26 protein-coding genes are annotated in these 23,246 nt (G+C 69.5%); 14 read left to right on the top strand and 12 right to left on the bottom strand.

The genetic code is table 11. The features are described from left to right. Positions 1–133 precede the first annotated feature (133 nt). From ACLF6J_RS16505 to pnuC, 4 genes are all read left to right on the top strand, one after another. Positions 134–1,051 (top strand): DUF808 domain-containing protein, encoded by a 918-nt coding sequence (locus ACLF6J_RS16505; RefSeq protein ID WP_134352516.1) that lies wholly within the window; start codon positions 134–136, stop codon positions 1,049–1,051. A 35-nt stretch (positions 1,052–1,086) separates the two neighbouring features. After that, positions 1,087–2,295, top strand: a complete 1,209-nt coding sequence (locus ACLF6J_RS16500; protein WP_134352517.1) for a hypothetical protein — start codon at positions 1,087–1,089, stop codon at positions 2,293–2,295. 124 nt (positions 2,296–2,419) lie between these two features. Beyond that, positions 2,420–2,947 (top strand): GNAT family N-acetyltransferase, encoded by a 528-nt coding sequence (locus ACLF6J_RS16495; protein ID WP_134352518.1) that lies wholly within the window; start codon positions 2,420–2,422, stop codon positions 2,945–2,947. Positions 2,948–2,949: 2 nt separating this feature from the next. Further along, the gene (pnuC, locus tag ACLF6J_RS16490) at positions 2,950–3,666 is read left to right on the top strand and encodes a nicotinamide riboside transporter PnuC (RefSeq protein ID WP_131493256.1); all 717 of its coding nucleotides are present in this window, start codon (positions 2,950–2,952) and stop codon (positions 3,664–3,666) included. A 20-nt stretch (positions 3,667–3,686) separates the two neighbouring features. On the opposite strand, the gene ACLF6J_RS16485 is transcribed toward pnuC, so the two are convergent. The 6 genes from ACLF6J_RS16485 to ACLF6J_RS16460 are packed head-to-tail and all read right to left on the bottom strand — an operon-like array spanning position 3,687 to position 9,385. Beyond that, entirely contained in the window at positions 3,687–4,424 is a 738-nt protein-coding gene (locus tag ACLF6J_RS16485) for an amino acid ABC transporter ATP-binding protein (RefSeq protein ID WP_047522888.1), read from the bottom strand. Further along, entirely contained in the window at positions 4,421–5,287 is an 867-nt protein-coding gene (locus tag ACLF6J_RS16480) for an amino acid ABC transporter permease (protein ID WP_047522889.1), read from the bottom strand. Before ACLF6J_RS16480 ends, ACLF6J_RS16485 begins: the two co-directional genes overlap by 4 nt. Beyond that, positions 5,284–6,132, bottom strand: coding sequence for an ABC transporter substrate-binding protein (locus ACLF6J_RS16475; RefSeq protein ID WP_134352519.1), 849 nt, complete (start codon positions 6,130–6,132; stop codon positions 5,284–5,286). Before ACLF6J_RS16475 ends, ACLF6J_RS16480 begins: the two co-directional genes overlap by 4 nt. 58 nt (positions 6,133–6,190) lie before the next feature. After that, a complete protein-coding gene (locus ACLF6J_RS16470; RefSeq protein ID WP_134352520.1) occupies positions 6,191–6,619 on the bottom strand; it encodes a cupin domain-containing protein in 429 nt (142 codons plus the stop codon). A 31-nt stretch (positions 6,620–6,650) separates the two neighbouring features. Next, positions 6,651–7,946 (bottom strand): amidohydrolase family protein, encoded by a 1,296-nt coding sequence (locus ACLF6J_RS16465; RefSeq protein WP_134352521.1) that lies wholly within the window; start codon positions 7,944–7,946, stop codon positions 6,651–6,653. Further along, positions 7,943–9,385, bottom strand: a complete 1,443-nt coding sequence (locus ACLF6J_RS16460; protein ID WP_134352522.1) for an adenosylhomocysteinase — start codon at positions 9,383–9,385, stop codon at positions 7,943–7,945. Before ACLF6J_RS16460 ends, ACLF6J_RS16465 begins: the two co-directional genes overlap by 4 nt. Before the next feature lie 123 nt (positions 9,386–9,508). On the opposite strand from ACLF6J_RS16460, the gene ACLF6J_RS16455 reads away from it, so the two are divergent. Continuing rightward, the gene (locus ACLF6J_RS16455) at positions 9,509–10,891 is read left to right on the top strand and encodes an LLM class flavin-dependent oxidoreductase (protein ID WP_134352523.1); all 1,383 of its coding nucleotides are present in this window, start codon (positions 9,509–9,511) and stop codon (positions 10,889–10,891) included. A gap of 26 nt (positions 10,892–10,917) precedes the next feature. Here ACLF6J_RS16455 and ACLF6J_RS16450 read toward each other — a convergent pair whose 3' ends face one another. Together ACLF6J_RS16450 and ACLF6J_RS16445 are read right to left on the bottom strand one after the other, a co-directional pair. Further along, positions 10,918–11,094 carry a hypothetical protein gene (locus ACLF6J_RS16450; protein ID WP_166804669.1) on the bottom strand — a complete coding sequence of 59 codons (177 nt, stop codon included), beginning with the start codon at positions 11,092–11,094 and terminating at the stop codon, positions 10,918–10,920. Further along, complete coding sequence (locus ACLF6J_RS16445; protein ID WP_244093539.1) at positions 11,091–11,807, bottom strand: MerR family transcriptional regulator; 717 nt, start codon at positions 11,805–11,807, stop codon at positions 11,091–11,093. Before ACLF6J_RS16445 ends, ACLF6J_RS16450 begins: the two co-directional genes overlap by 4 nt. Before the next feature lie 78 nt (positions 11,808–11,885). Here ACLF6J_RS16445 and ACLF6J_RS16440 point away from each other — a divergent pair, with 78 nt between their 5' ends. The 6 genes from ACLF6J_RS16440 (at position 11,886) to ACLF6J_RS16415 (ending at position 16,201) form a co-directional block, all read left to right on the top strand. Then, a complete protein-coding gene (locus ACLF6J_RS16440; RefSeq protein WP_134352524.1) occupies positions 11,886–12,332 on the top strand; it encodes a DUF6194 family protein in 447 nt (148 codons plus the stop codon). Next, positions 12,329–12,859, top strand: coding sequence for a putative immunity protein (locus tag ACLF6J_RS16435; RefSeq protein ID WP_134352525.1), 531 nt, complete (start codon positions 12,329–12,331; stop codon positions 12,857–12,859). The genes ACLF6J_RS16440 and ACLF6J_RS16435 overlap by 4 nt, the downstream gene beginning before the upstream one ends. A gap of 118 nt (positions 12,860–12,977) precedes the next feature. Beyond that, a complete protein-coding gene (locus ACLF6J_RS16430; RefSeq protein ID WP_047522895.1) occupies positions 12,978–13,655 on the top strand; it encodes a response regulator transcription factor in 678 nt (225 codons plus the stop codon). 16 nt (positions 13,656–13,671) lie between these two features. Next, a complete protein-coding gene (locus ACLF6J_RS16425; RefSeq protein ID WP_134353911.1) occupies positions 13,672–14,964 on the top strand; it encodes a sensor histidine kinase in 1,293 nt (430 codons plus the stop codon). A 79-nt stretch (positions 14,965–15,043) separates the two neighbouring features. Continuing rightward, a complete protein-coding gene (locus ACLF6J_RS16420; protein WP_134352526.1) occupies positions 15,044–15,877 on the top strand; it encodes a hypothetical protein in 834 nt (277 codons plus the stop codon). Positions 15,878–15,973: 96 nt separating this feature from the next. Next, positions 15,974–16,201: an RNA-binding S4 domain-containing protein gene (locus tag ACLF6J_RS16415; protein ID WP_131493235.1), complete on the top strand. Its 228-nt coding sequence runs from the start codon at positions 15,974–15,976 to the stop codon at positions 16,199–16,201. Between the two features lie 4 nt (positions 16,202–16,205). On the opposite strand, the gene ACLF6J_RS16410 is transcribed toward ACLF6J_RS16415, so the two are convergent. Both ACLF6J_RS16410 and ACLF6J_RS16405 read right to left on the bottom strand, forming a co-directional pair. Further along, on the bottom strand, positions 16,206–16,820 hold the full coding sequence (locus ACLF6J_RS16410; protein ID WP_134352527.1) for a class I SAM-dependent methyltransferase: 615 nt from the start codon (positions 16,818–16,820) through the stop codon (positions 16,206–16,208). Positions 16,821–16,938: 118 nt separating this feature from the next. Continuing rightward, positions 16,939–17,499: a GlcG/HbpS family heme-binding protein gene (locus tag ACLF6J_RS16405; RefSeq protein WP_047522912.1), complete on the bottom strand. Its 561-nt coding sequence runs from the start codon at positions 17,497–17,499 to the stop codon at positions 16,939–16,941. A 133-nt stretch (positions 17,500–17,632) separates the two neighbouring features. Here ACLF6J_RS16405 and ACLF6J_RS16400 point away from each other — a divergent pair, with 133 nt between their 5' ends. The 3 genes from ACLF6J_RS16400 (at position 17,633) to ACLF6J_RS16390 (ending at position 20,285) form a co-directional block, all read left to right on the top strand. After that, a complete protein-coding gene (locus tag ACLF6J_RS16400) occupies positions 17,633–18,814 on the top strand; it encodes a sensor histidine kinase (protein ID WP_166804671.1) in 1,182 nt (393 codons plus the stop codon). Continuing rightward, entirely contained in the window at positions 18,811–19,434 is a 624-nt protein-coding gene (locus ACLF6J_RS16395) for a response regulator (protein ID WP_134352529.1), read from the top strand. The genes ACLF6J_RS16400 and ACLF6J_RS16395 overlap by 4 nt, the downstream gene beginning before the upstream one ends. 104 nt (positions 19,435–19,538) lie before the next feature. Then, a complete protein-coding gene (locus tag ACLF6J_RS16390) occupies positions 19,539–20,285 on the top strand; it encodes an ankyrin repeat domain-containing protein (RefSeq protein ID WP_134352530.1) in 747 nt (248 codons plus the stop codon). Positions 20,286–20,310: 25 nt separating this feature from the next. Here ACLF6J_RS16390 and ACLF6J_RS16385 read toward each other — a convergent pair whose 3' ends face one another. Next, entirely contained in the window at positions 20,311–21,507 is a 1,197-nt protein-coding gene (locus ACLF6J_RS16385) for an RCC1 domain-containing protein (RefSeq protein WP_134352531.1), read from the bottom strand. A 17-nt stretch (positions 21,508–21,524) separates the two neighbouring features. Beyond that, positions 21,525–23,216, bottom strand: coding sequence for a DUF7507 domain-containing protein (locus ACLF6J_RS16380; RefSeq protein WP_425185827.1), 1,692 nt, complete (start codon positions 23,214–23,216; stop codon positions 21,525–21,527). Positions 23,217–23,246: the final 30 nt, after the last annotated feature.

Here is a 23,246-nt window from a genome sequence, read left to right as displayed (position 1 = left end):
CGCTGGCTGCGGCGTCATAGAGGAGAACCGACGAGCGGCCCGTTTTGGTCCCGCAGCCCTGGGAACGGGCTGTGAGTTTCGGGCGTATCGATAGAGTTGCCTCCGCACCGCAACCTCTCGAGGGGAACCGCCCATGTCCGTTGGACTGCTCGCCGTCGTCGACGACATCCTGAGCGCCGCGATGAAGGCGTCGGCCAAGGCAGCCGGCGTCGTGATCGACGACGCCGCGGTCACCCCGCAGTACGTGCAAGGTCTCACACCGGCCAGGGAGTTGCCCGTCGTCGGCAAGATCGCTCTCGGGTCGCTGGCGAACAAGTTCCTGATCATCATCCCGGCGGCGCTCCTGCTGACCGCGTTCGCGCCGTGGGTGCTGCCGTATCTGCTGATCCTCGGCGGGGCGTACCTGTGCTTCGAGGGCGCCGAGAAGGTGCTCGAATGGTTCGGGGTGCAGCACGGTCACGCTGATGAGGGCGCCCGCGACGAGAAGAAGCTGGTGCTCGGCGCCGTGCGCACCGACCTGATCCTCTCGACCGAGATCATGCTCATCTCTCTCGCGAGTCTCGAGAAGGGGCTCGACATCTGGGCGACGCTGGCGATCCTCGCCGTGATCGCCCTCCTGATGACGGGCGTCGTCTACGGCGCGGTCGCACTGCTCGTGAAGATCGACGACATCGGCCTGAAGATGGCGAAGAACCCGGTGCAGCGCGTGCGTCACACCGGCACCAGGATCGTCCGCTCCATGCCTGCGGTGTTCCGCTTCATCAGCGTGCTGGGCACGGTCGCGATGCTCTGGGTCGGCGGTCACCTCGTGCTGGTGAACCTCGGCGAGGTGGGCTGGCACTTCCCGGTCGACGTGCTGCACGGGATCGAGCATGCGCTGGAGCCGTTCGGCGGTTTCGTGGTCTGGGTGGTCGAGACGATCGTGTCGGCCATCGCCGGCCTCGCGCTCGGGCTGGTGATCGTCGGGATCGTCCTGGGCATCGCCCGGCTCTTCGGCAAGACTCCCAACTTCCACGAGGGCGAGGCGTCCCCCGCCGACGTGCACGTCTGACACTCCGGCATCGCCGTTGCCGTATCCTCGACGCCATGTCCGCCTCCCCGCACACGCTGAAGCCCGGCGACGCGTCGCGCGGTGCCGACCGTTGGTTCCGCGAGCAGGGGCTCCCGACGTTCGTGCCGCTGCGCCGCTGGTTCACGGATCTGCCCCGACGCGTGGCGCCGCTGATCGCCTGGGTCGCCGTGGCTGCGTACCTCTTCCAGGACGGGATCGAGCTCGTGATCGAGTTCGCCATCGATGACGAGTACCCCGAGGTGGCCGCGTTCATGCTGTTCCTGGCGCTGGTCATCTTCGTGCTGGCGGCGGGTCTCGCCTGGGCCGCCTACTTCCTCGTCCGTGCCCTGCTGCGTCGGCTTCCGGTCGGCATCGGCACCGCGGTCGCCCTCCTCGTGATAGCCGGATGCCTCGCCTTCACGATCGCGTGGGGCTACAGCACACAGCCGGACGCCTCGGTCGGACCCGTCCTCCGCACGCTCCTGGTGCTCGGCCTCTGCATCCTGGTGACCGGCATGGGCGGTGGCGCCTTGATCTCCTGGGCCTCCCGCCTCGCGGTGCGCAACGCCTCGGCGATCGGTCACATGGCCTCGATCGCGCTGCCGGTGATCCTCATGCTCGTCGTGTTCTCCTTCTTCTCCGTCGAGGTGTGGCAGATGGCCTCCGCGATGTCCTGGGGATCGATCGCGCTGCTCACCCTCGTCGTCGCGGTGCTCGCGGGCATCGTCGTGCTGCGGGTCGCCGCCTCCGAGATCGAGGACGACGCGCAGGCGCCGTCGGATGAGCAGCGCACCGCCCTGCTCGTCGGCACGCCCGCCGAAGGACGCCGCGTCGCGCCCGGCGCACCGCGAAGGCTGCGCGCACCGCAACGCATCAACATCCTGCTCGCCCTGACCGTCGCTCAGTTGGTGCAGGCGCTGTTCTTCGCCGGGCTGCTCGCAGCGCTGCTGATCATCATCGGCGCGATCACCGTCCCCGCGGGGCTCGTCGGCCTCTGGCTCGGGCCCGGCAGCGCCACACAGCCGATGACGGTGCAACCTCTCGAGTTCTTCGGGGCGACGCTGCCGCTCACCGTCAACCTCCTCAAGGTGGCGACGATCCTCGCGGTGATCGCGGCCCTCCCGTTCGTCTTCTCCGCCGTCAGCGAGACCCGCTACCGCGAGCGATTCTTCGACCCGATCATGGTCGACATGCGCCGGGCGATCCTCGTGCGCGATGCGATCGACACGACACCGTCGCGCTGACGGGCGTAACTGTTCGGTTGCGACGCATCCGTGGTCCTCGCATCCTGCTAGCGTCGGCGATGCGCCCCGAAGCGCCGACGCAGCATGCGCACCCGAAGCGCAGAAGAAGAGAGACCGCCCGCCGATGACAGCCGTGCGAATCAGGGATGCCGAGCCCGCCGATCTCGAGACCATCACCGCGATCCACAACCACGCCGTGGTGCACACCACCGCGATCTGGAACGAAGAGGCGGTGGACCTCGAAGACCGCGCCGCCTGGCTCGCCGACCGCACCGCGCACGGCTACCCGGTCCTGGTCGCCGTCGACGATTCCGGCGTGCTGGGCTATGCGTCCTACGCGCAGTGGCGACCGCACAGCGGCTATCGGCTCACCGTCGAGCACTCGGTCTACGTTCTCGGTGGTCAGCACGGCCGCGGCATCGGCACCACCCTGATGGCCGCGCTCATCGAACGCGCCACCGCTGCGGGGATGCACGTGATGATCGCAGGCATCGAGAGCGGGAACACCGCATCCATCGCCCTGCACGAACGGCTGGGCTTCGTCGAGGTAGGGCGGATGCCGCAGGTCGGCGCCAAGTTCGGGCGCTGGCTCGATCTGAGCATGCTCCAACTCGTCCTCGACGACCGCCCCGATCCCGACGCAGGATCCTGACGATGAACCTGCTGCAGTGGTTCGTCGAGGCGTTCAACTCCCAGTGGGTGTTGCCGGGCGGGCAGACGCTCCTCGTGCGTGAGGTCGTGGGCAACGCCTTCGGCCTCGCGAGCGCCCTCGGCGGCATGCGCCGCAAGGTGTGGGCCTGGCCGGTCGGCATCATCGGCAACCTGCTCCTGCTCACGGTCTTCCTGGGCTCCGCCCTGAGCCCTGATCCTTCGTTGCCGCACCTGCTGGGTCAGGCCGGACGGCAGATCATGTTCATCGCCGTGGCCGTCTACGGCTGGATCCGCTGGCGGAATCTCGACGGCGGCCGGGTGGTGCCGCGCTGGGCGCCGACGAGCGCGCGCATCGGCATGGTCCTGGTGATGATCATCGGCACCGTCGCCCTGACCCCGCTGTTCCGGCTGCTCGGATCGTGGGAGCCGGTCTGGGCCGATGCCTGGACCTTCGTCGGTTCCCTGCTCGCCACCTACGGCATGGCGAAGGGGTGGACCGAGTTCTGGCTGATCTGGATCGCCGTCGACGTGGTCGGGGTGCCGCTGCTGTTCAGCTCCGGCTACTACGCGACCGGCTTCATGTACGTCTTCTACGGAGTCTTCACCGCCATCGGGTTCGTGATCTGGTGGCGAGCGCAGCGCCGCGCCGCCCACCCGATCGAGATCCTGCCGCCCGACCCGAGCCCGCGGCGGCCGGAGGAAGAGGAAGAGCTCGCCTGACGCGGAGGATCGGACCGCGGTCAGTGCCGCACGCGAGCGAGGAACTCCGCAGTCGCGGCCTCCTGCGGGGCGTCGAACACCTGCGACGGCGGCCCCTGCTCGACGACGACGCCGTGCTCGAGGAACACGATGCGGTCGGCGACCTCGCGGGCGAACGACATCTCGTGCGTCGCCATCACGATCGTCGCCCCCTGACGCTTCAGCTCCCGCACCAGGTCGAGCACCTCACCCACCAGCTGCGGGTCGAGCGCACTCGTGATCTCGTCGAGCAACAGCACCTCGGGCTGCGTGAGCACCGCGCGCACGATCGCCACCCGCTGCTGCTGGCCACCGGAGAGTCGGTCGGGGTATTCGTCGGCCTTCGCACCGAGTCCGAGCGTCTCCAGGAGCGCGCGCGCCTTGGCACGGGCTTCCGCCTTGCGCATGCCGTGCACCCGGACGGCGGCGAGCGTGACGTTGTCGAGCACGGTCAGGTGCGGGAAGAGGTTGAAGTGCTGGAAGACGACACCGATTCGCGCCCGCACCCCGTCGGCGTCCACGCGCGGGTCGGTGATGTCCTCTCCGACGAGGAAGATCTGCCCGTCGTCGATGTTCTCGATGAGGTTCATCGTCTTGAGCAGGGTGGACTTGCCGGAGCCGGACGCGCCGATCAGCACGACCACCTCGTGTGTGCCCACCGACAGGTCGATGCCGCGCAGCACGTCATGATCGCCGAAGCGCTTGCGCACGCCCCTGGCCTCGATCACCGGGACACTCATACGACTCCTCCGGCCTGCTCGCGCTTGTTCATCCGAGCGGTCACGATGTCGGTCAGGCGGATCATGGGCCAACTGAGGATGATGAACATGAGCCCTGCGACGAGGTAGGGCGTGTAGTTGTAGGTCTCGGCGACCATCAGCTGGGCGGCGCGGACGGCGTCGACGGCACCGAGGACCGAGATCAGACCCACGTCCTTCTGCATCGACACGAAGTCGTTCATCAGCGCCGGGACGACCTTGCGGACGCCCTGCGGGATCACGACGATGCGGAGGGTCTGCCCGTGCGTCAGCCCGAGCGATCGTGCGGCGATGCGCTGCGAGGGGTGCACCGCCTCCATCCCTGCGCGGAGCACCTCCGCGACATACGCCGAGTAGGTGAGGACCAGGGCGATCGTGCCCCAGAACATCGCGGGCATGCGCGGGAAGATCATCAGTGCCGGGATGCCGAAGCCGACCAGGTACAGCACGATCAGCAGCGGGATGCCGCGGAAGAAGTCGGTGTACGCGGCGGCGAGCGCGCGCAGCGGGAAGAACACCGGTCCGCGCAACGAGCGCATCGTCGCCAGGAGGGTGCCGAAGATCGCGACGCAGACCACCGCGATCGCGAGCACCAGGAGGTTGACGAGCAGGCCCTGGAAGATCGGCCCGATGCTCTCCAGTGCGACCTGCGGGTCGAAGAACGTCTGACTGACGACCGCCCAGCCGGGGGTGTTGACCACGACGAGGAGCAGCACCGTCACGAGGACGATGCTGCTGAGGAGCGCGATCAGGACGGAACGCGTGGTCGCCCGTCGCCGCAGAACGCGGCGTGACAGCTCGAGTTCGCTCGGCTGCCACTCCGCGTCGACGGAGGTCGAGGTCATTTCAGGACGGGGACGTCGACGGCGTCGCTGAGCCACTTCTGCTGCAGCTCGTCGAGCGTGCCGTTCTCGCGCAGGGCGTCGACCGCCTCGGTGACATCCGCCGTGAGGGCGGATCCCTTGGGCAACACGATGCCGAAGTCGTCGCCGCCGTTCGCGTCGGCGAACTGGCCGGTGACGACACCGTCGTCGAGCTGAGCGCCCACGACGTAGAAGGCGCCGGGGAGGTCGGTGATCATCGCGTCGATCTGGCCGCCCTTGAGCGCGAGCACGACGTCGTCGACCGAGTTGAAGACGCTGAGGTTCGCCTCGCCGAGCTGCTCCTTGGCCACCGTGTAGCTGGTGGTGCCGCTCGCGACGCCGACCGTCGTGGCCTTGAGCTCGTCGATGGTCGTCGCGGAGGCCGCGGGCGAACCGCCGACCGCGACGACCGCCTGCGTGGTCGTGTAGTACGGCGAGGAGAAGTCCACGGCCTTCTTGCGGTCGTCTGTGATGGAGAACTGCTGGAGGTTGATGTCCCAGTCCTTCGGACCCGGAGCGATGGCACCGTCGAAGGTCGTGCGGACCCAGACGATGTCGTCGGCCGCGAAGCCGAGCTGCTCGGCCACGGCGTTGGCCACCGCGCCCTCGAAGCCCTCACCGTTGGAGGGGTCGTCGTCGACGAACCACGGCTCGTAGTTCGGCTCCCCGGTGGCGATCGTGAGCTTGCCCGCCGTCACGGTCTGCAGTCCGGAGTCGCCACCGTCGCCGGTGTCGGCGGACGGAGAGGCACAGGCGGCGAGAGTGACGGCGAGGACGGTGGCAGCAGCGGCGGCTGCGGCACGGCGGAGGGAGGGAGCGAAGGGCACGATGACTCCAGTGCGAAGAAGGGTGAGGAGGAAGCTGCGAGGCAGGACGGGTCTGCCCTTACAGAGTAGGCGATGCGGCGAGTCGCCAATCCGCGAAATCGAAACCTGGGGACACGAAGCACGAGACGAGGACTTCCTCGGCATCCAGGGGACGCGCTGCCTGCCAGACGCCGGCGGGCACCAGTACCTGGGCCGCGTCGTCGGGACCGAGCACGATCGCGGTGGCTTCGCCCGGCTCTGCCGCATCTCCGCCGAGACGGAGCTCGAGTCGGCCGGGACCGTGCCACAGCCACAGCTCGTCGCTGGTCACGACGTGCCATTCACTGCGCTCGGAGGGCCGCAGCAGGTAGTGGATGCACGTCGCCGCGGGTCGCGGGCCGTTCGGGGTCTCGACCGGAAGCGGACTCGTCCACGTGCGGCGGAACCATCCGCCCTCGGGATGCGGCGCGAGGTCGAGGCGCTCGGCGGTCGTGGGGCGCTGTGTCACGCGACACCTCCGGGTTCGGATGCGGGTACGGTCACGGGGCGACCGCCGGACGGTCGAAGCTGTCGATCGCGTAGCGGACCTCGCCCGACACCACGGTCGCGGCGGTGCGGCCGGCGCCGTGGTCGACGAGTTCCGCGACGGCATCCGGTCCGGCCGGCACGTCGAAGAAGGTGAGGTCGGCGAGCGCACCCACGGCGAGGTAGCCGGTGCGGTCCGGGCCGACGTCGATGCCCATCGCGTGCGCGCCGCCGAGGGTGGCCGCGCCGAGCAGGCGTGCAGGGAGATCACGGTCGGTGTATCCCTGCGACCGGGCGATGCGGGCGAGTTCGGCCACATCGGCGAGCACGTCGAGCGAGGGGCTCGACGACAGCGAGTCGGTCCCCACCGCGATCGGGCTGCCCTCACGCAGGTACGCGGCGATCGGGGGTTCCTCGAGTCCGATGACGGCATTGGACCTCGGGCACAGGGCCACCGTCGTGCGGCGCTCGCGCAGGATCGCACGGTCCCTGGCGCTCATGTACACACCGTGCGCGATGTGGCAGTCGGGTCCGAGCACGCCGAGCTGGTCGACGAACTCGGTCGCGCTGGTGCCGAATCCGGCCTTGCGCAGCTCCTGGAAGCTGGCGAGCCCGGCCGTGTGCCACGCCTGCGGATGCTCGTGCGCGAACTCCCTCTCGAATGCGGCCTCGCCGAGGTGGATGTGGATGCGCCCGCCGCGCTCGCGCACGATGTCGGGGATCTCCAGGAGGGGCTCGATGTCCAGTGAGTACGGGGCGTGCGGCGACAGGCCGGTCCCGGGCGGGGTCGGCAGGGCGTCCAGCGCCTGCTCGACCTGCGCGCGTCCGGTGCGCGCCCAGTCGGCGTTGGTCCAGCTCATCACCTCCCAGTAGGTGATCCCGTGCAGCCCCGCGTCGTGCAGGGCGGTCGCGGCCGAGCGGTCGGTCACCACGTCGGCGAGCGCCGTCGTACCCGCCCGCAACGCCTGCGTCGCGCCGTCCGCAGCATCTGCGGCCCAGTCACGCCCGCCTTCGTACACCGGGTCGAACGCGCGCACCCAGTCCTCGAAGCCGTCGTACTGCCCACTTCCGACCGAGGCCATGCCTGTGTACTGCAGATGGGTGTGCGCGTTCACGAGGCCGGGGGTCAGGACACCCGGCCAGTGCACCTCGTCGGCGTCGATGCCCCGTTCCGCGAGGGAATGCAGCACCCAGGCGCGCTCCCCGACGTGCATGATCCGGCCGTCCCGCACGGCGACCGCCCCATCGACGATCGGCGGCGCGGTGATCGGCACCACGAGTCCTGCCGAATAGACCATGACGGCACTCATGCGGACTCTCCTCGGAACCGTGGCGAGCGCCACTCCTGCTGCGCTTCGACCTGCGCCGGACTGCGCTGGTCGATGCGCTCACCGCGGGCTGCGAGCGCGGCGGCGCCGATCGTGGTGTCGGCCTCGGCCGGAAGCGGATGCACCCCGGGCGGCAGGTCGTGCGCGAGCAGGTGCCCGACGGCGAAGAGCTGCACCGAGAACGACAGGTCCATGATCTCGATGGGGTTGCCCTCACCGGCGGACAGGTTCACGCAGCCTGCCCGGGCGATCACGAGTGCTCCGTCACCGGCGCGTTCGACGGCAGCGGAGGCGTGGCCGTTCTCGCCCGCGTACGGTCGCAGCATGGCAGGGTCGAGGTCGACCTCGTGCGGAACTCCCCCGGCGACCGCGACGATCGCCGCAGCGCGCAGCACCTCGGCGTCGATGGTGTGCGGAGCACCGGTGGCCGAGACGACGAGCGCGCCCGGGGCGAGGTCGCGCAGGCGGCCGATACGGAATCCGTCGTGGGCGGCGCGCAACGCGCGGACGGGGTCGGTCTCGGTGACGAAGACGTCGACCCCGAGGGCGCGCAGGTGCGCCGCGACGCCTTCCCCGACGGGGCCGTAGCCGACGACGACGGCCGGCTGGTCGCGGAGGTCGATCCCCACGGCGTCCAGCGCATCGGCGATCGCGAACACGCACGATTGACCGGTGCCGTACCGGTTGTCGAAGGAGGTCTTGGTCAGGGCGTCGTTGACCGCGATGACCGGGATCTCGAGCACTCCCTCACGCTCCATGAGCCGCAACGGGGCGAGCCCGCTCGTCGTCTCCTCCGCGGCACCTCGCAGTTCGGCGGCGAGGCCCTCCTCGTGCGCCAGGCGGATCAGGTGCGAGCCGTCGTCGAGCAGCAGGTCGAAGCCACGGCGCAGGAAGTCCACGGCGGCAGCGCGCTCGGCGGCACCCGAAAGGCTCGGATCCCCGTCGACCGGGATCCCGCGCCGGCGCAGCACCGCGGCGACCTCGACGTCGATCTCATCGGGATGGGCGTAGACGGCCACGATGGCTCCGGCATCCCGCAGCAGCAGGGCGAGCTGGGCGGTCTTCGGCTCGAGCACCATCGCGATGCCGATCCGGAGTCCTCTCACCGTGCCGGCGTCGCCCAGGCGTGCGGCGAGAGCGGTGGCGACCGACATGTGCCGTCCGGCCGCGTCCACGCGGTCCTCGGCGGTCTCCCGTACCGGGAGGGGCCCACCGTCGAGCAGGATCTCGCAGGAATCCCCCGGCGCGAAGGTGACGCCGCCGTCTCCGAGGCGCGCACCGAGGGCGGGGAGGAGGGATCGCAGCGCATCGGCCACCGCATCCGTCCCGACGACCGAGAAGTCCCGACCGGACACGAGCAGGTTGGTCTCACGGGCGAATCGGCGCACCAGACGCTGGGCGGTCGAGATCTCGTCGGTCACCAGTCAAGGGTAGAGCCCGCGGAGGAGAGCGCATGCCAGAGGGGTCGGGCCTGCGGACCTGAAATGTGTCCGTGCGTGTCGGCCGCCCTGGATTCGCGCACGCCGTTCGCCTTTCATGGGTGCATGACACGTCAGATCCGCTTCAACGCCTTCGACATGAACTGCGTCGCCCACCAGTCGTCCGGGCTGTGGCGGCATCCCGACGACCGGTCGCGGCAGTACAACACGCTCTCGTACTGGACCGACCTCGCGAAGCTCTTGGAGAGCGCGACGTTCGACGGCATCTTCATCGCAGACGTGCTCGGGACCTACGACGTCTACGGCGGCACGAACGAGGCCGCGATCCGCAACGGCGCCCAGGTGCCGGTGAACGACCCGATCCTGCTGGTGAGCGCGATGGCCGCCGTCACCGAGAACCTGGGATTCGGCATCACCGCCGGCACCGCCTTCGAGCACCCCTACCCCTTCGCGCGCCGGCTGAGCACGCTCGACCACCTCACACAGGGCCGCGTGGGGTGGAACGTCGTGACCGGATACCTGCCCAGCGCCGCGCGGAACATGGGCCAGGAGGACCAGCTCGCGCACGACGACCGCTACGACCATGCGGACGAGTACGTCGAGGTGCTCTACAAGCTCTGGGAGGGGTCGTGGGAGGACGACGCGGTGGTCGAGGACCGCGAGCGCGGCATCTTCACCGACCCGGCCAAGGTGCACCCGATCGGGCATGACGGCACGCACTTCAGCGTGCCGGGCATCCACATCTCCGAGCCGTCACCGCAGCGCACGCCGGTGATCTACCAGGCCGGCGCCAGTCCGCGCGGGGTGAAGTTCGCGGCCGAGAACGCCGAGGCCATCTTCGTCGCCGCCCCCTCGAAGGAGGTGCTCGCCGGCACCGTGAAGCGAATCCGCGATGCCCTCGAAGCGGCGGGCCGCGACCGGTACGACGCCCGCATCTACACGTTGCTCACCGTGATCACCGCCGCCACCAGCGAAGAGGCGACCGCGAAGCACGCCGAGTACCTCTCCTACGCGAGCCCCGAGGGTGCGCTCACGTTCATGTCGGGATGGATGGGCGTGGACCTGTCGCAGTACGCCGAGGACGAGCCGGTCGGGAACGTCGAGTCCAACGCGATCCAGTCGGTGCTGCAGCACCTGAAGGAGGAGGCCGACCTCGGCCGCGAATGGACCGTCGGGGACTTCGGGCGGCACAACGCGATCGGCGGCCTCGGCCCCACGATCGTCGGGTCCGGCGTCGAGATCGCCGACGAACTGCAGTCCTGGGTGGACGAGACCGACATCGACGGCTTCAACCTCGCCTACGCGGTCACCCCCGGCACGTGGCAGGACATCATCGAGCACGTGATCCCGGTGCTGCGCGAACGCGGCGCCTACCCGGAGGAGTACGCGCCGGGCACCCTCCGCAACAAGCTCCACGGTCGCGGCGACCGGGTGCAGGACACGCACCGTGCCGCGAAGTACCGGGTCGGGGAGTTCGCCCGGGCCTGACGCGGAGGCTCACGGGCAGGAGTGCCTCAGTCGTCGCTGCGGCTGAAGATCCCGCGGAGCACGAGGAAGACCACCACGGCGACGACCGCGACGATCGCGAGCTTGAAGATGAACGCGAGGACCGAGAACAACGCGCTCACGATCCACCACGCGATCACGACGGCGAGGACGACGCCGAGGATGGTCCAGATGTTCTTCGTCATGCCTCCAGCCTACGGAGTCGAACCGGGAGAACGAGCAGATCGTGCACGTGCCCCGCGGCGGCGAGGAGCGCGACGCTGCGTCGGGTGAGCGCCGCGAGCCGCTCCGCGAGGATCACCTCCACCTCGTCCGTGCGATCGTGGGCGCGTACCTGGTCGAGGATGCGGGCGATCGCAGGGATGCCGTACCCACCCGAACGGAGTGCCGCGACGACACGCGCCTCGGTGATCGCCGTGGAACCGTAGGAGCGCGCCGACGCCGCACCCCGGAGCGGGTGGACGAGCCCCTCGCGCTCCCAATGACGCAGGGCGGAGGGGCGGATGCCGAGCGCCTGGGCGAGTTCACCGATGGCCATCGCATCATCCTCGTCGAAGTCGTCGTCGGCTTCCTCCCTGGCGACCTCGAGGCCGCGGAGCGCTTCCCGCACGCGTGAGCGCTCCTCGGCGAGGTCGGCGTGCAAGAGGTCGATCCGCTCGGCGGCGTCTTCCATCGATGCGTCGATCAGTTCGGGCATCAGTCGTCGTGCGGGCACAGGGCCGAGGGCCGCTGCCATCGCCCGGTAGGCACGCAACGCCGTTTCATGGTGCGGACCGTAGCGGCGGTAGCCGTTGGGACCGCGCGCGGCCGCGGGGAGGACGCCGAGCCTCTCCAGGTCCCGCACCTGTTGGGTCGAGTACCCCACACGTCGCCCGAGCAGCGCTGTCGTCAGAGTCACCTCTTGAGGGTTCATCATCGGTTTTCCCTTCGCCACGGAGAAAACTCCACATAAGCGCTTCAACTTCATCATTGAAGCATGAACATGCAGAAGATCATCGACGCCGTCCGTGGATTCGACGGCGTCCTCGTCATCACCCCCCAAGCAGGTGGCCCCTACCCCGAGCTCTCCTGGGGAGACGCCTACTTCTACTACGCCCCGGACGGGCGGATGCCGGAGCGCACACAGCCCTACGGGACGATCATCACGAAGAACTATCCGGACGACGAGTCCTCCGCGCTCGACACCCCCGGGCGCTTCCGGGTGAACATCCACGTCGGCCAGGGCAAAGCCGACCCACTCGTGGCCGCGGACGCACAGCCGACCGATGTCGATGTGTTCCAGCCGCATCCGCTGTACGGCACGGCCGGGTGGGTCTGCGTGATCGATCCGGCCGAGCGGACGTCGGACACCGTGCTCGCCCTGCTCCGCGACGCGCACGAGTCCGCCCGCGCTCGCGCCGACCGCCGAGCGCGACGAGGATGACCACCGTGCAGGGCATGGCCGAGGAGGATCGGCGCCTGGTCGCGGTGTGGGCCGCCGACTGTGCCGAACGCGTGCTGCCCCTCTTCGAGAGGGAGGCGCCGGACGATGACCGTGCGCGCGACGCCATCGCCAGAGCTCGCGCCTTCGCACGGGGAGAACTCACCGCTGCGGGAGAGATCCGCCGCCGTTTCGTCGCCGGTCGCGCCGCCGGCGCAGCGACCACGCCCGCCGGCGCGGCCGCTGCGCGGTCGGCCGCCCAGGCTGCGGGCGTCGCGCACATGGGTGCTCATGCGTTCGGGGCGGCCGCCTATGCCGCGAGCGCGGTCGAGCTCGCGCACCCCGACGACTCCGACGCTCGTGCCGGAGAGGTGCACTGGCAGCTCGCGCACCTCTCCCCCGAAGCCGCGGCGGCGCTCCGACGACTCCCGCCCCTCGCTACGGACACGGCGGGCCCGCTCGGCCCGGGCCTCCTCGCCGCCGGAACCCTCGGCGCCGTGATCCGGGAGCTCCAGGCCGCCCTCTCCTGACCCTTTCGGATCGCGCAACTGGTCGCATCTGACGCCGAGATCGAGCTGCTTGCGCGATTCGAAAGGGCGGGGAGGGCGCTTCAGCCGCGATTCAGCGTCGACGGGCCACACTGGAGGAATGCGGATCCTGGTGGTGGACGACGAGGTGCGTCTGGCCGAGGGCGTGCGCCGTGGCCTGGAGGCCGAGGGGTTCGCCGTCGACGTCGCGCACAACGGTGTCGACGGGCTCTGGCGTGCACGGGAGACACGGTACGACGCGATCGTGCTCGACCTCATGATGCCGGGTATGAGCGGGTGGAAGGTGTGCGAGGCGCTACGCGCCGAAGAGAACTGGACGCCCGTCCTGATGCTCACCGCGAAGGACGGCGAGTGGGATCAGGTCGAAGCGCTCGAGACCGGAGCCGACGACTACGTCACGAAGCCGTTCTCCTTCGCGATCCTCGTCGCACGCCTGCGCGCCCTCGTCCGGCGCGGTGCCGTCGCGCGCCCGGCGATCCTCGAGGCCGGGGACCTGCGCCTCGACCCCGCCGCGCATCGTGTCTGGCGAGGCGACACCCCGGTGGCACTGACCGCACGGGAGTTCTCCGTGCTCGAATACCTCCTGCGTCACCGCGGCCAGGTGCTGTCGAAACGCGCCCTCATCGAGGGGGTCTGGGACGACGACTTCGACGGCGACCCGAACATCGTCGAGGTGTACGTGGGGCATCTGCGCCGCAAGCTCGACAAGCCGTTCGGACGCGAGGCGATCGAGACCATCCGCGGTGCGGGGTACCGGCTGGCGGCCGACGGTGGCTAGCCGCAGTTGGCGCTCCGTGCGCGGCAGGACCACGCTCGGAGCCACGGTGGTCGTGGCCGTGGCCCTGCTCATCGGCTCCTTCTCCTTTTACGGTGTCCTGCGCAGCAGCATGCACGACAACACCGTGCGCGCGGCGGAGCAGCGTCTCGAGCAGCTCTCCGACCGTACGGGCGGACCGGGCGGCCGGGGCATCGACGCTCTCGACGATGAGATCCTGCAGCTCATCGGACCGGATGGCTCCGTCCGCGCCGCGAGCGAGGACGCCCGCGAGAAGCTGGGCTCCACACCGCTCCCGATCGACGATGACCCGCAGACGACGACGGTCGACGGTGACCCGGTGCTCGTCGTCTCGGAAGAGCTCGACGATGACCGGACGCTCGTGCTCGCCGTCGCGATCGACGACGACGCCGAGACCCTCGCGACGGTCGCGACCTTGCTGGCGATCGCCGTCCCCCTCCTGCTGCTGCTCGTCGCGGTGACCACATGGCTCGTCGTCGGTCGAGCGCTGCGTCCGGTCGAACGCATCCGTGAAGAAGTGGACGGCATCACCGCCGAGCGGCTCCACCAGCGCGTGCCGGTGCCCGAGACGGCCGACGAGATCGCGGCACTCGCGACGACCATGAACGGCATGCTCGATCGCCTCGATGCCGCCGCCACCGCACAACGACGCTTCGTGTCCGATGCCTCCCATGAGCTGCGTTCGCCGCTCGCGACCATCCGCCAGCACGCCGAGCTCGCACAAGCCCACCCGGAGGTGACGAGCATCGGCGAACTGGCCGAGGTGGTGTCGGAGGAGGGACTCCGGCTGCAGGGCATCGTCGAGTCACTGCTGCTCCTGGCGCGTCTCGACGAGGGGGCGAGCACGCGCGGCGAAGCGGTCGACCTCGATGACATCGCGCTGGGCGAGGTGCGCCGATTGCGCGCGGCGGGACTCGACGTCGACGGCTCGGGGATCGCCGCGGCCCGGGTGCACGCGGACCCCCGTCTCCTGGGCCAACTGGTGCGGAACCTCGCGGACAACGCCGTCCGCCACAGTCGCGGCCGAGTCGCCATCGGTGTCGTCCCCGCGGACGGGCACGTGTTCGTGATGGTCGAAGACGATGGCGCCGGGGTCCCCCTCGAGGAGCGGGAGCGGATCTTCGAACGTTTCGTCCGGCTCGACGAAGCCCGCAGCCGAGACGCCGGCGGGAGCGGTCTGGGGCTTGCGATCGCCCGCGGCATCGCCGTCTCCGCCGGTGGGACGCTGATGGTCGACGACTCGCGCTGGAGCGGCGCCCGCTTCGTGCTCGCGCTGCCCGTCGCGCCCTGAACGCCCGGGGTGGTCGATCCTGAAGAGGTCTTCAGGTCGCTTCAGGATGGCTTCAGCGACTCCGGGGGACCATCGGGTCATGGATGACAAGACCCCCACCCCCGACCAGACGCCCGAGAGCACCCCGGATGCGCAGACCGTTCCGGTGTCCCCGGCTCCGGAGTCCGCCGCTCCGACCGTCGGCGACGGGCAGCACCCGACGTTCCCCGCAGCCGATCCCGTCGCCGCTCCGGCGACATCCGCTCCCAGGTCGGGCCGCACACGCGCACTGCTCATCGGGGGCGGCATCGCGGCAGCCGTCGTCCTCGCAGGCGGCGGTATCGCCGTCGGCGCCGCGATCAGTGATGAGTTCGACGACGATCACCGCCCCTCGATCTCCGACGACGGTCGCCACGACGACAGCCACCACGACGACGGTCGCCACGACGACGGTCGCCATGAGGAGCACCGCGGCGAGCGCGACGACGCGCGGATGAACGACCGGGGTCCCGCGACCGGTATCGGCGCGTCTTCGGCCGATGAGCTGATCGACATCGCGGATGCCGCGCGCGGCGCCGCCGAGGGCGAGGTCACATCGATCGACGCGAAGCGCGACGGGACCTGGGAGGTGCAGTTGACGGCCTCCGACGGCAGTGAGAGCGAGGTGCGAGTCGCCGAAGACCTCGCCGCATCCGTCATCGCGACGGACGCCGCGGACGACGATGACACCGCACCCACGCTCACTCTCGACGATGCCACCATCCGCGCCCTCGTCGCAGCAGCCTTCGAGGAGGCCGAGGGCACGATCACGGATCTCGACGTCGATGGGGATGACACCAGCCCTTATGACGCCTCGGTCCTCACCTCCGACAACCGCTCGATCGACATCGACTTCAGCGCCGACTTCGCGGTCGTCGGGACCGACCTCGACTGATCGAGCCCCGTCCGAATCGCGCACATGGCTTCATCCGGTGCCCCCATCGAGCCGTGTGCGCGATTCGAACGCTTGCCGCGCGACTAGCATTCAGGGATGACGAGTTCCGGACCGATCGACGACATCTCCATCGGCGGTGAGGTGATCCGCCTGGGGCAGTTCCTCAAGTTCGCGGGTCTCCTCGACTCCGGCGGTGACGCCAAAGAAGTGATCATCGACGGCTACGTGACGGTCAACGGCGAGGTGGATCGCCGCCGCGGCCGCCAGCTGCGCGACGGGGACCTGGTCTCGTTCGAAGGCCGCACGGTCCGCGTCCGGCCCTGACGCCTCAGACCGCTACGGCGCTGATCGAGGCGTGAGGTCGTGCTCCGGTCCGCACGCGGGTCTCACTGTCGATCACCGAGAAACCTGCCTCTTCCAGCAGCGCGGACATCCCGTCGACGCTCCAGTGGTGCGCGGTGGTCACGGCATGGGGGAACGGCTCACCGTCGGGGCCGTCGAAGAAGCCGAGGAGCAGGGCCCCTCCGTCTTCGAGAGCCGACCGCACCGTCGCCAGGAGCGAAGGAAGCTCGCCCGGGCTCGCATGGATCAACGAGTACCAGGCGAGCACGCCACGGAGCGAGCCCTCCTCGAGGTCGGCCTCGGACAACGACGCGACACGGTAAGGCACACCCGGGTATCGGGCGGTCGCGAGGGAGATGAACTCCGGCACGAGGTCGATGCCCTCCGCCGCGTGGCCTCGCGCGGCGAGGAACGCCGTCCAGTGGCCGGGACCGCACCCCGCGTCGAGAAGGCGACCGTCGATCCCCTCCGCCCAGTTCGCGATGCGTTCGCGGTCGCCGGCATCCATCTGGTCGATGTCGCCGAAGAGTTCCGCGTACTCCCCCGCGCGGGCGGAGTATCCCTCGCGGATGCGGCCGTCGCTCCCGGTGTTCCTCGGCATGGGTGTTCGTCCCTTCACCGGGTCTTCCGGATCGTCGACACCCACGGTATCGGGCGGCTCCGGGAACGGCGCCGACCTCGTGCCGCCCGGCCTCGGGTGGGTGGGCGGCACGGACGGATCAGCTTTCGGCGTCTTCGCTGATCGCGGCGAGTCCGGCGGCAGCGCATGTCTGGTCGGCGTCCCCGGAGGGCGCACCGCCCACACCGATGCCGGCGATGGAGGCGTCACCGACCTTCACGCTGACGCCTCCGGCCAGGAAGAGGGTTCCGGGAAGGTCACGGAGGGCGTCGGCGCGAGCGACGAGGTCACTCGTGTCGGTCCCGAAGGCCGCCGCGGTGTAGGCCTTCTGTTGCGAAGCCTCGATGGTGTGCGCCGCGGCGTTGTCCCCGCGCACGAACGCCTGCAGCTGCCCGGATCGGTCGACGACCGAGACACTGACGAAGCCGAGCCCGTCGGCCTGGCACTGGGCGAGGGCGGCCTGCGCGGCGACCATCGCGGTCTCGGCCGTCAGACGTGACGGGGTGACAACGGCATCCTCGGTCACGGTGACGACTGCTGTCTCGGTGTCTGCGGGTTCTGTCGGGCCCGATTCCGTGGCGGCCGTGCATCCGGCCAGGAGGAGCAGGGCGGAAACCGCCCCGACGGCGGTGAACAGGGAACGGGGGCGGAGAGTGGTCATGGGATGGTCCTTTCGGTGGATGTGGTCTTCCATCCTTCGAGGCCGCGACTGCCGCCACATCGACCGATCAGCCAGCGCAGGATCTATCGAACGGATGATGCACTCAGCCGGGGCGCGGATAATCGTGGGAGACATGACCCCTGCGCCTTCCTCGGACTCCACGACGCGGCCCGTCGAGATGTCGACCATCGACATCGCCGTGGACGTGGCCTTCGCGGTGCTCCTGGTCGTGTGCGGGTCACGGTACGTGGTGAACCACGGCCTCGACGAGGTCGGGGTGTTCGTCCTCATCGGCGCGTCGATCTCCTGGCTCGCCTACCTCGCCGGTCGGGTCCGAGAGCCGAGCGTGGTTCGCCGGCGCGTCGGCGTGGCGGTCGCGATCACCGCCTGGATCGTCCTGGTGGTCGCGGCTCCCAGCTTCGCGTGGTGCGCCCTCCCTCTGTTCTTCGCCGCCCATCGCGCTTTCTCCGGAGCATGGGCCCTCGCGCTCACGGTCATGATCGTCGTCGCCGTCGGAGTGAGCCTCTACCGATGGTCGGGGTGGCTCGACATCGGAATGCTGTTCGGCCCCCTGTGCGCCGGGGGGATCCTCACGCTCGCGTACGCGGCGCTCGAACGCCTGCACGCGGCCCGCGGTGCGCTCATCACCGAGCTGGAGACGACACAGGCGCGGCTGGCATCGACCGAACGCGAGGCGGGGAGGGAAGCCGAACGACGTCGCCTCGCTGCCGAACTCCACGACACCGTGGTGCAGGGGACCGCCAGCGCCTTGCTGCTCCTCGAGGCAGAGGAGCAACGGAACGGCGGGGCATCACCCGAGTCGATCCGTGCGCAGGACGTCCTCCGCGCCAACCTGGTCGAAACGAGGCGGGTCGTGCACGGCCTCTCGTCCACACGGCTGGCCGAACACTCCCTGGCATCGGCGTTGGCCGAGTCCGCAGCGGAACTCGGCGCGGAGTTGCACATGATCGGCACCGATCACGCGATCTCGGAACCACAGGCGCACGCACTGCTCCGGATCGCCCAGGAAGCAATGGTGAACGCCGTCCGGCACGCGCACGCCGATCGGGTGATCGTGACCCTGACCTTCGACCAGGCCAGGATCGGGATCGACGTCGGTGACGACGGCATCGGATTCGACCCCGAAGCCGCTGGCCGCGCCGACCGCGGCTACGGCTTGCGCGCGATGCGCTGGCGCGCGACCACAGCGGGAGGCACGTTCGACGTGGAGTCTTCCCCGGGGAACGGCACGATCATCTCCGCAACCGTTCCGTCGAGCCCCCTTCCCCCGCGCACCGCGGAGCACGGGGGATGATCCGCGTGATGCTGGTCGACGACCATCCGGTGCTGAGATACGGGATGGCCGGACTGATCGACACCCAGGATGACCTGAGCGTGGTGGCGCAGACGGGAGACGTCGATGAGGTCATCCGGCTCGCAGCGACGCAGACGCCGGATGTCGTGCTGATGGACCTGGATCTCGGAGCAGAGATCTCCGGTATCGATCTCACCGCCCGCCTGAGGGCGGAGTCGCCCGGCACTCGCGTGCTGGTCTTCACCACCTACGACACCGATGCCGACATCGTGCGGGCGATCGAAGCAGGCGCCACCGGGTACTTCCTCAAGGACTCACGCCCCGCCGATCTGTTCGCCGCCATCCGCTCCGCCGCCGCCGGGATCTCCGCGCTCTCACCGACGATCGCGACCCGCCTGCTCGGACGCACGCAGAAGCCGGACGAGACACTGACCGCGCGCGAGATCGAAGTGCTCGAGCTCCTCGCGCGCGGCTACTCCAACAAAGAACTCGGACATGCGCTCTTCGTCAGTGAGGGCACAGTGAAGTCGCACCTCCACCACATCTACACGAAGCTGCGCGTCGACAGTCGTGGCGCGGCGATCGCGCATGCCGTCCGTGAGGGCATCGTCCGCCTCTGACCGCCGACGCGCCGTGAGCGGATCTCTATCGAACGGCTGATTCGGGGCGGCACGTCGTCGGCGAGGCTGGAAGGAGACCGCGTTTCACCCTCCGAGGAGATCCCATGCCCGCTCGCCGGCCCCACACCGCTCTGATCATCCTCACGCTCGCCGCAGTGCCGCTCGTCGGGTGCACGCCGGAACGAGCTCCCGCGGTCTCCGTCACGCCGCACGCACCGACCGCGTCGCCGTCTGCGGATGCCTCGCCGAGCCCGTCGGCTGAAGAGGTGGCCGCCGCGACCACTGCCCTGTTCGACGCGGTCGCTCGCGACGACCATGCCGCCATCGCGGAAGCGATCGACGCCGGCGCCGACCTCGAGACCCGCGACTCCTCCGGCCGCACCCCGCTCGTGATCGCGACGAAGAACAACAGCGCGGACACCGCGATCCAGCTGCTCGAGGCGGGCGCCGATCCCGATGCGAAGGACGACATCGAGGACTCCGCCTTCCTCTACGCGGGCGCGGAGGGCTACGACCGGATCCTCGAGGAGACGATCCGGCACGGCGCGGATGTCACCTCGACCAATCGCTTCGGCGGAACGGCACTCATCCCGGCCAGCGAGCACGGGTACGCCGAAACGGTGCGGATCCTCCTCGCCGCGGGGGTCCCGGTCGACCACGTGAACGACCTCGGATGGACCGCCCTGCTCGAGGCCGTGCTCTTCGGAGACGGCTCAGCGAGCTACGTCGAGGTCGTCGGCCTCCTCGTCGAAGCGGGCGCCGACACCAGCATCGCCGACTTCCAGGGGCGCACCGCTCGCGACACCGCCCGGGACCGCGGACATGCCGAGATCGTGCGGGCGATGGGATGACCCGAGGATCACCGATCGCCGCGCGTCAGGGCCAGCGATAGATGGGAACCGTGGCACCGAACGCGTTTCGTGGGGTGGTGTTGCCTGTGCCGAGCTGGCCGGTTCCATTGCTGCCTGCGGAGGCGAAGGTGCCCTCCTGGCCGAGATACAGGGCATGGCCCGCTCCCGCTCCGACTTCGCGAGTGAGCGAGCCGGGCGCCAGTGGAACGAGTGTCGGGTCCGCCACAGCAGTGCTGTTGGTGCCGAGACCGAGTTGGCCCCCCGCATTGGCTCCCCACGCGAACAACTGCCCGCCCGACGTCCACGCGTAGAACGACGAGATTCCCGCAGACGGGACCGAGGCTGCGGCGCCGACGACCCCGGTGACGCCCGCGACGAGTGACAATGCGCTCGTCGTCCCGTGGAACAGGTCACCGCTCGCGGTCCAGACCAGGGTGTTGTTGCTGCCTACCGTGACGCCGGCCGCCGGCGGGGTGGTGATCCCCGTGACGATCGAGCCGGACGCGGCCCCGAGGAGGTTCCCCCAGGCGATCACGGTGCTACCACCGTCGACGCGAGCAGCTCCCCCGAACCGCCCGGCGGAGGCGTCCTCCACATTCCGCGTGAGCATGGCCTGCGCGGTCACTCGGGCAGGAGGACTTTGACCCGTCGCCGCCCGCCCCAGGCGCCCTCCACCGCTGTCGCCCCACGAGTAGAGGGCTCCGCTCTCGGTCCAGGCGAGGTAGTAGAAGCCACCGCTGGAGACACCGACGACCGGATCAGCGAGCGACGCGAAGAACGGATGCGAAGTGGGCGTGGGGGTCGTCCCGGATACGGTGGAGTTCCCCCAGGTGAACACCTCGCCGTCTTGGGTCAGCGCGATCGCCGTGTTGATGCCGGCGGATGCTTCGATCACCACTTCTCCGTTGAGCGCGACGACACGCTCCGGGATGAGGCGCGAGCCACCCGTGGAGCCGTCTCCCAACACACCGTTCGCGTTGGTGCCCCACGTGTACAGGGCCCCGTCCGGAGTCCAGCCGATCGAGTAGCTCTCGCCCGCATCGATCCCCGCGAACTGAATCGGCACAGCATCGGTGCTGCGCACACTCGCCTGAACCGCGCCCGCATCCTGCAAGCTGGCCTGCGAGGGAACGGCTACGAGCATCACCGTGGCAAGCGCGACCAGGAGCCCGCCGCTCGCCAGGAGCGTTCGTCGCGACCGACCGCCTTCTCGGCTCCCCATCGTGATCTCGTCTCTTCCTACAGCACGCTCTTCGCATTCATGAGCAGTTCCTTCCGGCTGACACGATCGGCTGCGCGAAGGGCTGCACCCAGCGCCAGGAGCAGTGCAGCGAGTGTGAGCCCTCCGCCCAGCGCCGCACCGGTGACGGCGAGACCGCCGCCCCCTCCACCCGGAGGCGCGGGGGGAGCCGGAGGTGCTGCGGTGGCGACGGTGACGGTGGACTCGCTCGGCGGAGGCGGCGCGACGCCGTCCGGGGGCGTCCCGTTCACGGTCGCCACGTTCACGACACTGCCCCGAGCGATATCGTCCGTCGTGACCGTGTAGGGCGCACCCGCGCACTCCATCATCGTCGCCGGTGGCAGCGACTCCGAGTCGCAGGTGACAGCACCGATCATCGGGTCGTCGATCGTGACGGGGTCGAGCGTCACGTTCCCGGTGTTGCGCACCTGGAAGCGGTAGTCGATCGTCTCGCCGACGTCGGCGAGGCCGTTTCCGTTCGCATCGTCGAGGGTCGCGCTCTTCACCATCTCGATTCCGGCCGTGGGGAAATCGGTCGGTGTGGTGACCGTGTCGGTGGGCGGCTCGACCGGTTCCACCCCGTCGGGCACCGTGCCGTCAGCGGTCGCCGTGTTCACCACCCCACCGGCGAGGAGATCCGCCTCCACCACCGTGTACGGCACATCGGCTGTGCACGTCATCGACGCACCACCCGCCAACGACGTCGCCGGACACGTCACACTCCCCGCCAGAGGATCCGTGACCGTGATGTCACTCACCGTCACCGTGCCCGTGTTCATCACCACGAACGAGTAGGCGATCGTCTCGCCGAGCCCGGCGAGACCGCTCGAATCCGCGTCGTCCACCTGAGCGATCTTGGTGATCGCCAGCCCCGCGCTGTCAGCAGGGGTGGGGGTCGTGACCGTGTCGGTGGGTGGCTCGAACGGTTCCACCCCGTCGGGCACCGTGCCGTCAGCGGTCGCCGTGTTCACCACCCCACCGGCGAGGAGATCCGCCTCCACCACCGTGTACGGCACATCGGCTNCAGCGGTCGCCGTGTTCACCACCCCACCGGCGAGGAGATCCGCCTCCACCACCGTGTACGGCGCATCCGCGGTGCACGTCATCGACGCACCACCCGCCAACGACGTCGCCGGACACGTCACACTCCCCGCCAGAGGATCCGTGACCGTGATGTCACTCACCGTGACCGTGCCGGTGTTCATCACCACGAACGAGTAGGCGATCGTCTCGCCGATGTCCGCGAGACCGTTCCCGTTCGTGTCGTCGATCGTCGCGTCCTTCACGATGGACAGCCCCGCCGACGCCTCGACGGTCGGGACGATAGCGGTGTCGATCGGGGGAAGGAACCCGACGTTCACCGGCGGTGTGGCCACGCCGGTCGCGGTGTTCGTCACCGCCCCCGCAAGGACGTCATCCTCCGTCACCACGTGCGTGGCAGGAGCGACACACGTGGTGGATTCGCCGATCGCGAGCGTGGTCGTGTCGCAGATCACCGTGCCGACTGTCGGGTCGCTGACCCCGACATCCACCAGCGTCACATTGCCGACGTTGGTGAGGAGGAACTCGTAGCTGATGACATCGCCGATCTCGGCGATCCCGTCACCATCCGCTTCTGCGAGAGTCGCGATCTTCTCCAAGGACAGGCCAGCATCAGGAATCGCCGTCGGTACGATGACGGTGTCCTCCACCGGGTCCGGAGGAGTCACACCCGCCGGCGG

The sequence above is a fragment of the Microbacterium sp. IO18 genome, from assembly GCF_049099505.1.
Taxonomy (GTDB): domain Bacteria; phylum Actinomycetota; class Actinomycetes; order Actinomycetales; family Microbacteriaceae; genus Microbacterium; species Microbacterium aurugineum.
The sequence above is the reverse complement of the archived record's forward strand: the minus strand, read 5'-3'. Positions and strand labels throughout refer to the sequence as shown.

Coding starts and splice junctions, on each gene's coding strand:
- ACLF6J_RS16505 (WP_134352516.1), top strand. CDS start 134: ATGTCCGTTGGACTGCTCGCCGTCGTCGACGACATCCTGAGCGCCGCG.
- ACLF6J_RS16500 (WP_134352517.1), top strand. CDS start 1,087: ATGTCCGCCTCCCCGCACACGCTGAAGCCCGGCGACGCGTCGCGCGGT.
- ACLF6J_RS16495 (WP_134352518.1), top strand. CDS start 2,420: ATGACAGCCGTGCGAATCAGGGATGCCGAGCCCGCCGATCTCGAGACC.
- pnuC (WP_131493256.1), top strand. CDS start 2,950: ATGAACCTGCTGCAGTGGTTCGTCGAGGCGTTCAACTCCCAGTGGGTG.
- ACLF6J_RS16485 (WP_047522888.1), bottom strand. CDS start 4,424: ATGAGTGTCCCGGTGATCGAGGCCAGGGGCGTGCGCAAGCGCTTCGGC.
- ACLF6J_RS16480 (WP_047522889.1), bottom strand. CDS start 5,287: ATGACCTCGACCTCCGTCGACGCGGAGTGGCAGCCGAGCGAACTCGAG.
- ACLF6J_RS16465 (WP_134352521.1), bottom strand. CDS start 7,946: ATGAGTGCCGTCATGGTCTATTCGGCAGGACTCGTGGTGCCGATCACC.
- ACLF6J_RS16455 (WP_134352523.1), top strand. CDS start 9,509: ATGACACGTCAGATCCGCTTCAACGCCTTCGACATGAACTGCGTCGCC.
- ACLF6J_RS16450 (WP_166804669.1), bottom strand. CDS start 11,094: ATGACGAAGAACATCTGGACCATCCTCGGCGTCGTCCTCGCCGTCGTG.
- ACLF6J_RS16440 (WP_134352524.1), top strand. CDS start 11,886: ATGAACATGCAGAAGATCATCGACGCCGTCCGTGGATTCGACGGCGTC.
- ACLF6J_RS16435 (WP_134352525.1), top strand. CDS start 12,329: ATGACCACCGTGCAGGGCATGGCCGAGGAGGATCGGCGCCTGGTCGCG.
- ACLF6J_RS16430 (WP_047522895.1), top strand. CDS start 12,978: ATGCGGATCCTGGTGGTGGACGACGAGGTGCGTCTGGCCGAGGGCGTG.
- ACLF6J_RS16420 (WP_134352526.1), top strand. CDS start 15,044: ATGGATGACAAGACCCCCACCCCCGACCAGACGCCCGAGAGCACCCCG.
- ACLF6J_RS16415 (WP_131493235.1), top strand. CDS start 15,974: ATGACGAGTTCCGGACCGATCGACGACATCTCCATCGGCGGTGAGGTG.
- ACLF6J_RS16410 (WP_134352527.1), bottom strand. CDS start 16,820: ATGCCGAGGAACACCGGGAGCGACGGCCGCATCCGCGAGGGATACTCC.
- ACLF6J_RS16405 (WP_047522912.1), bottom strand. CDS start 17,499: ATGACCACTCTCCGCCCCCGTTCCCTGTTCACCGCCGTCGGGGCGGTT.
- ACLF6J_RS16400 (WP_166804671.1), top strand. CDS start 17,633: ATGACCCCTGCGCCTTCCTCGGACTCCACGACGCGGCCCGTCGAGATG.
- ACLF6J_RS16395 (WP_134352529.1), top strand. CDS start 18,811: ATGATCCGCGTGATGCTGGTCGACGACCATCCGGTGCTGAGATACGGG.
- ACLF6J_RS16390 (WP_134352530.1), top strand. CDS start 19,539: ATGCCCGCTCGCCGGCCCCACACCGCTCTGATCATCCTCACGCTCGCC.
- ACLF6J_RS16385 (WP_134352531.1), bottom strand. CDS start 21,507: ATGGGGAGCCGAGAAGGCGGTCGGTCGCGACGAACGCTCCTGGCGAGC.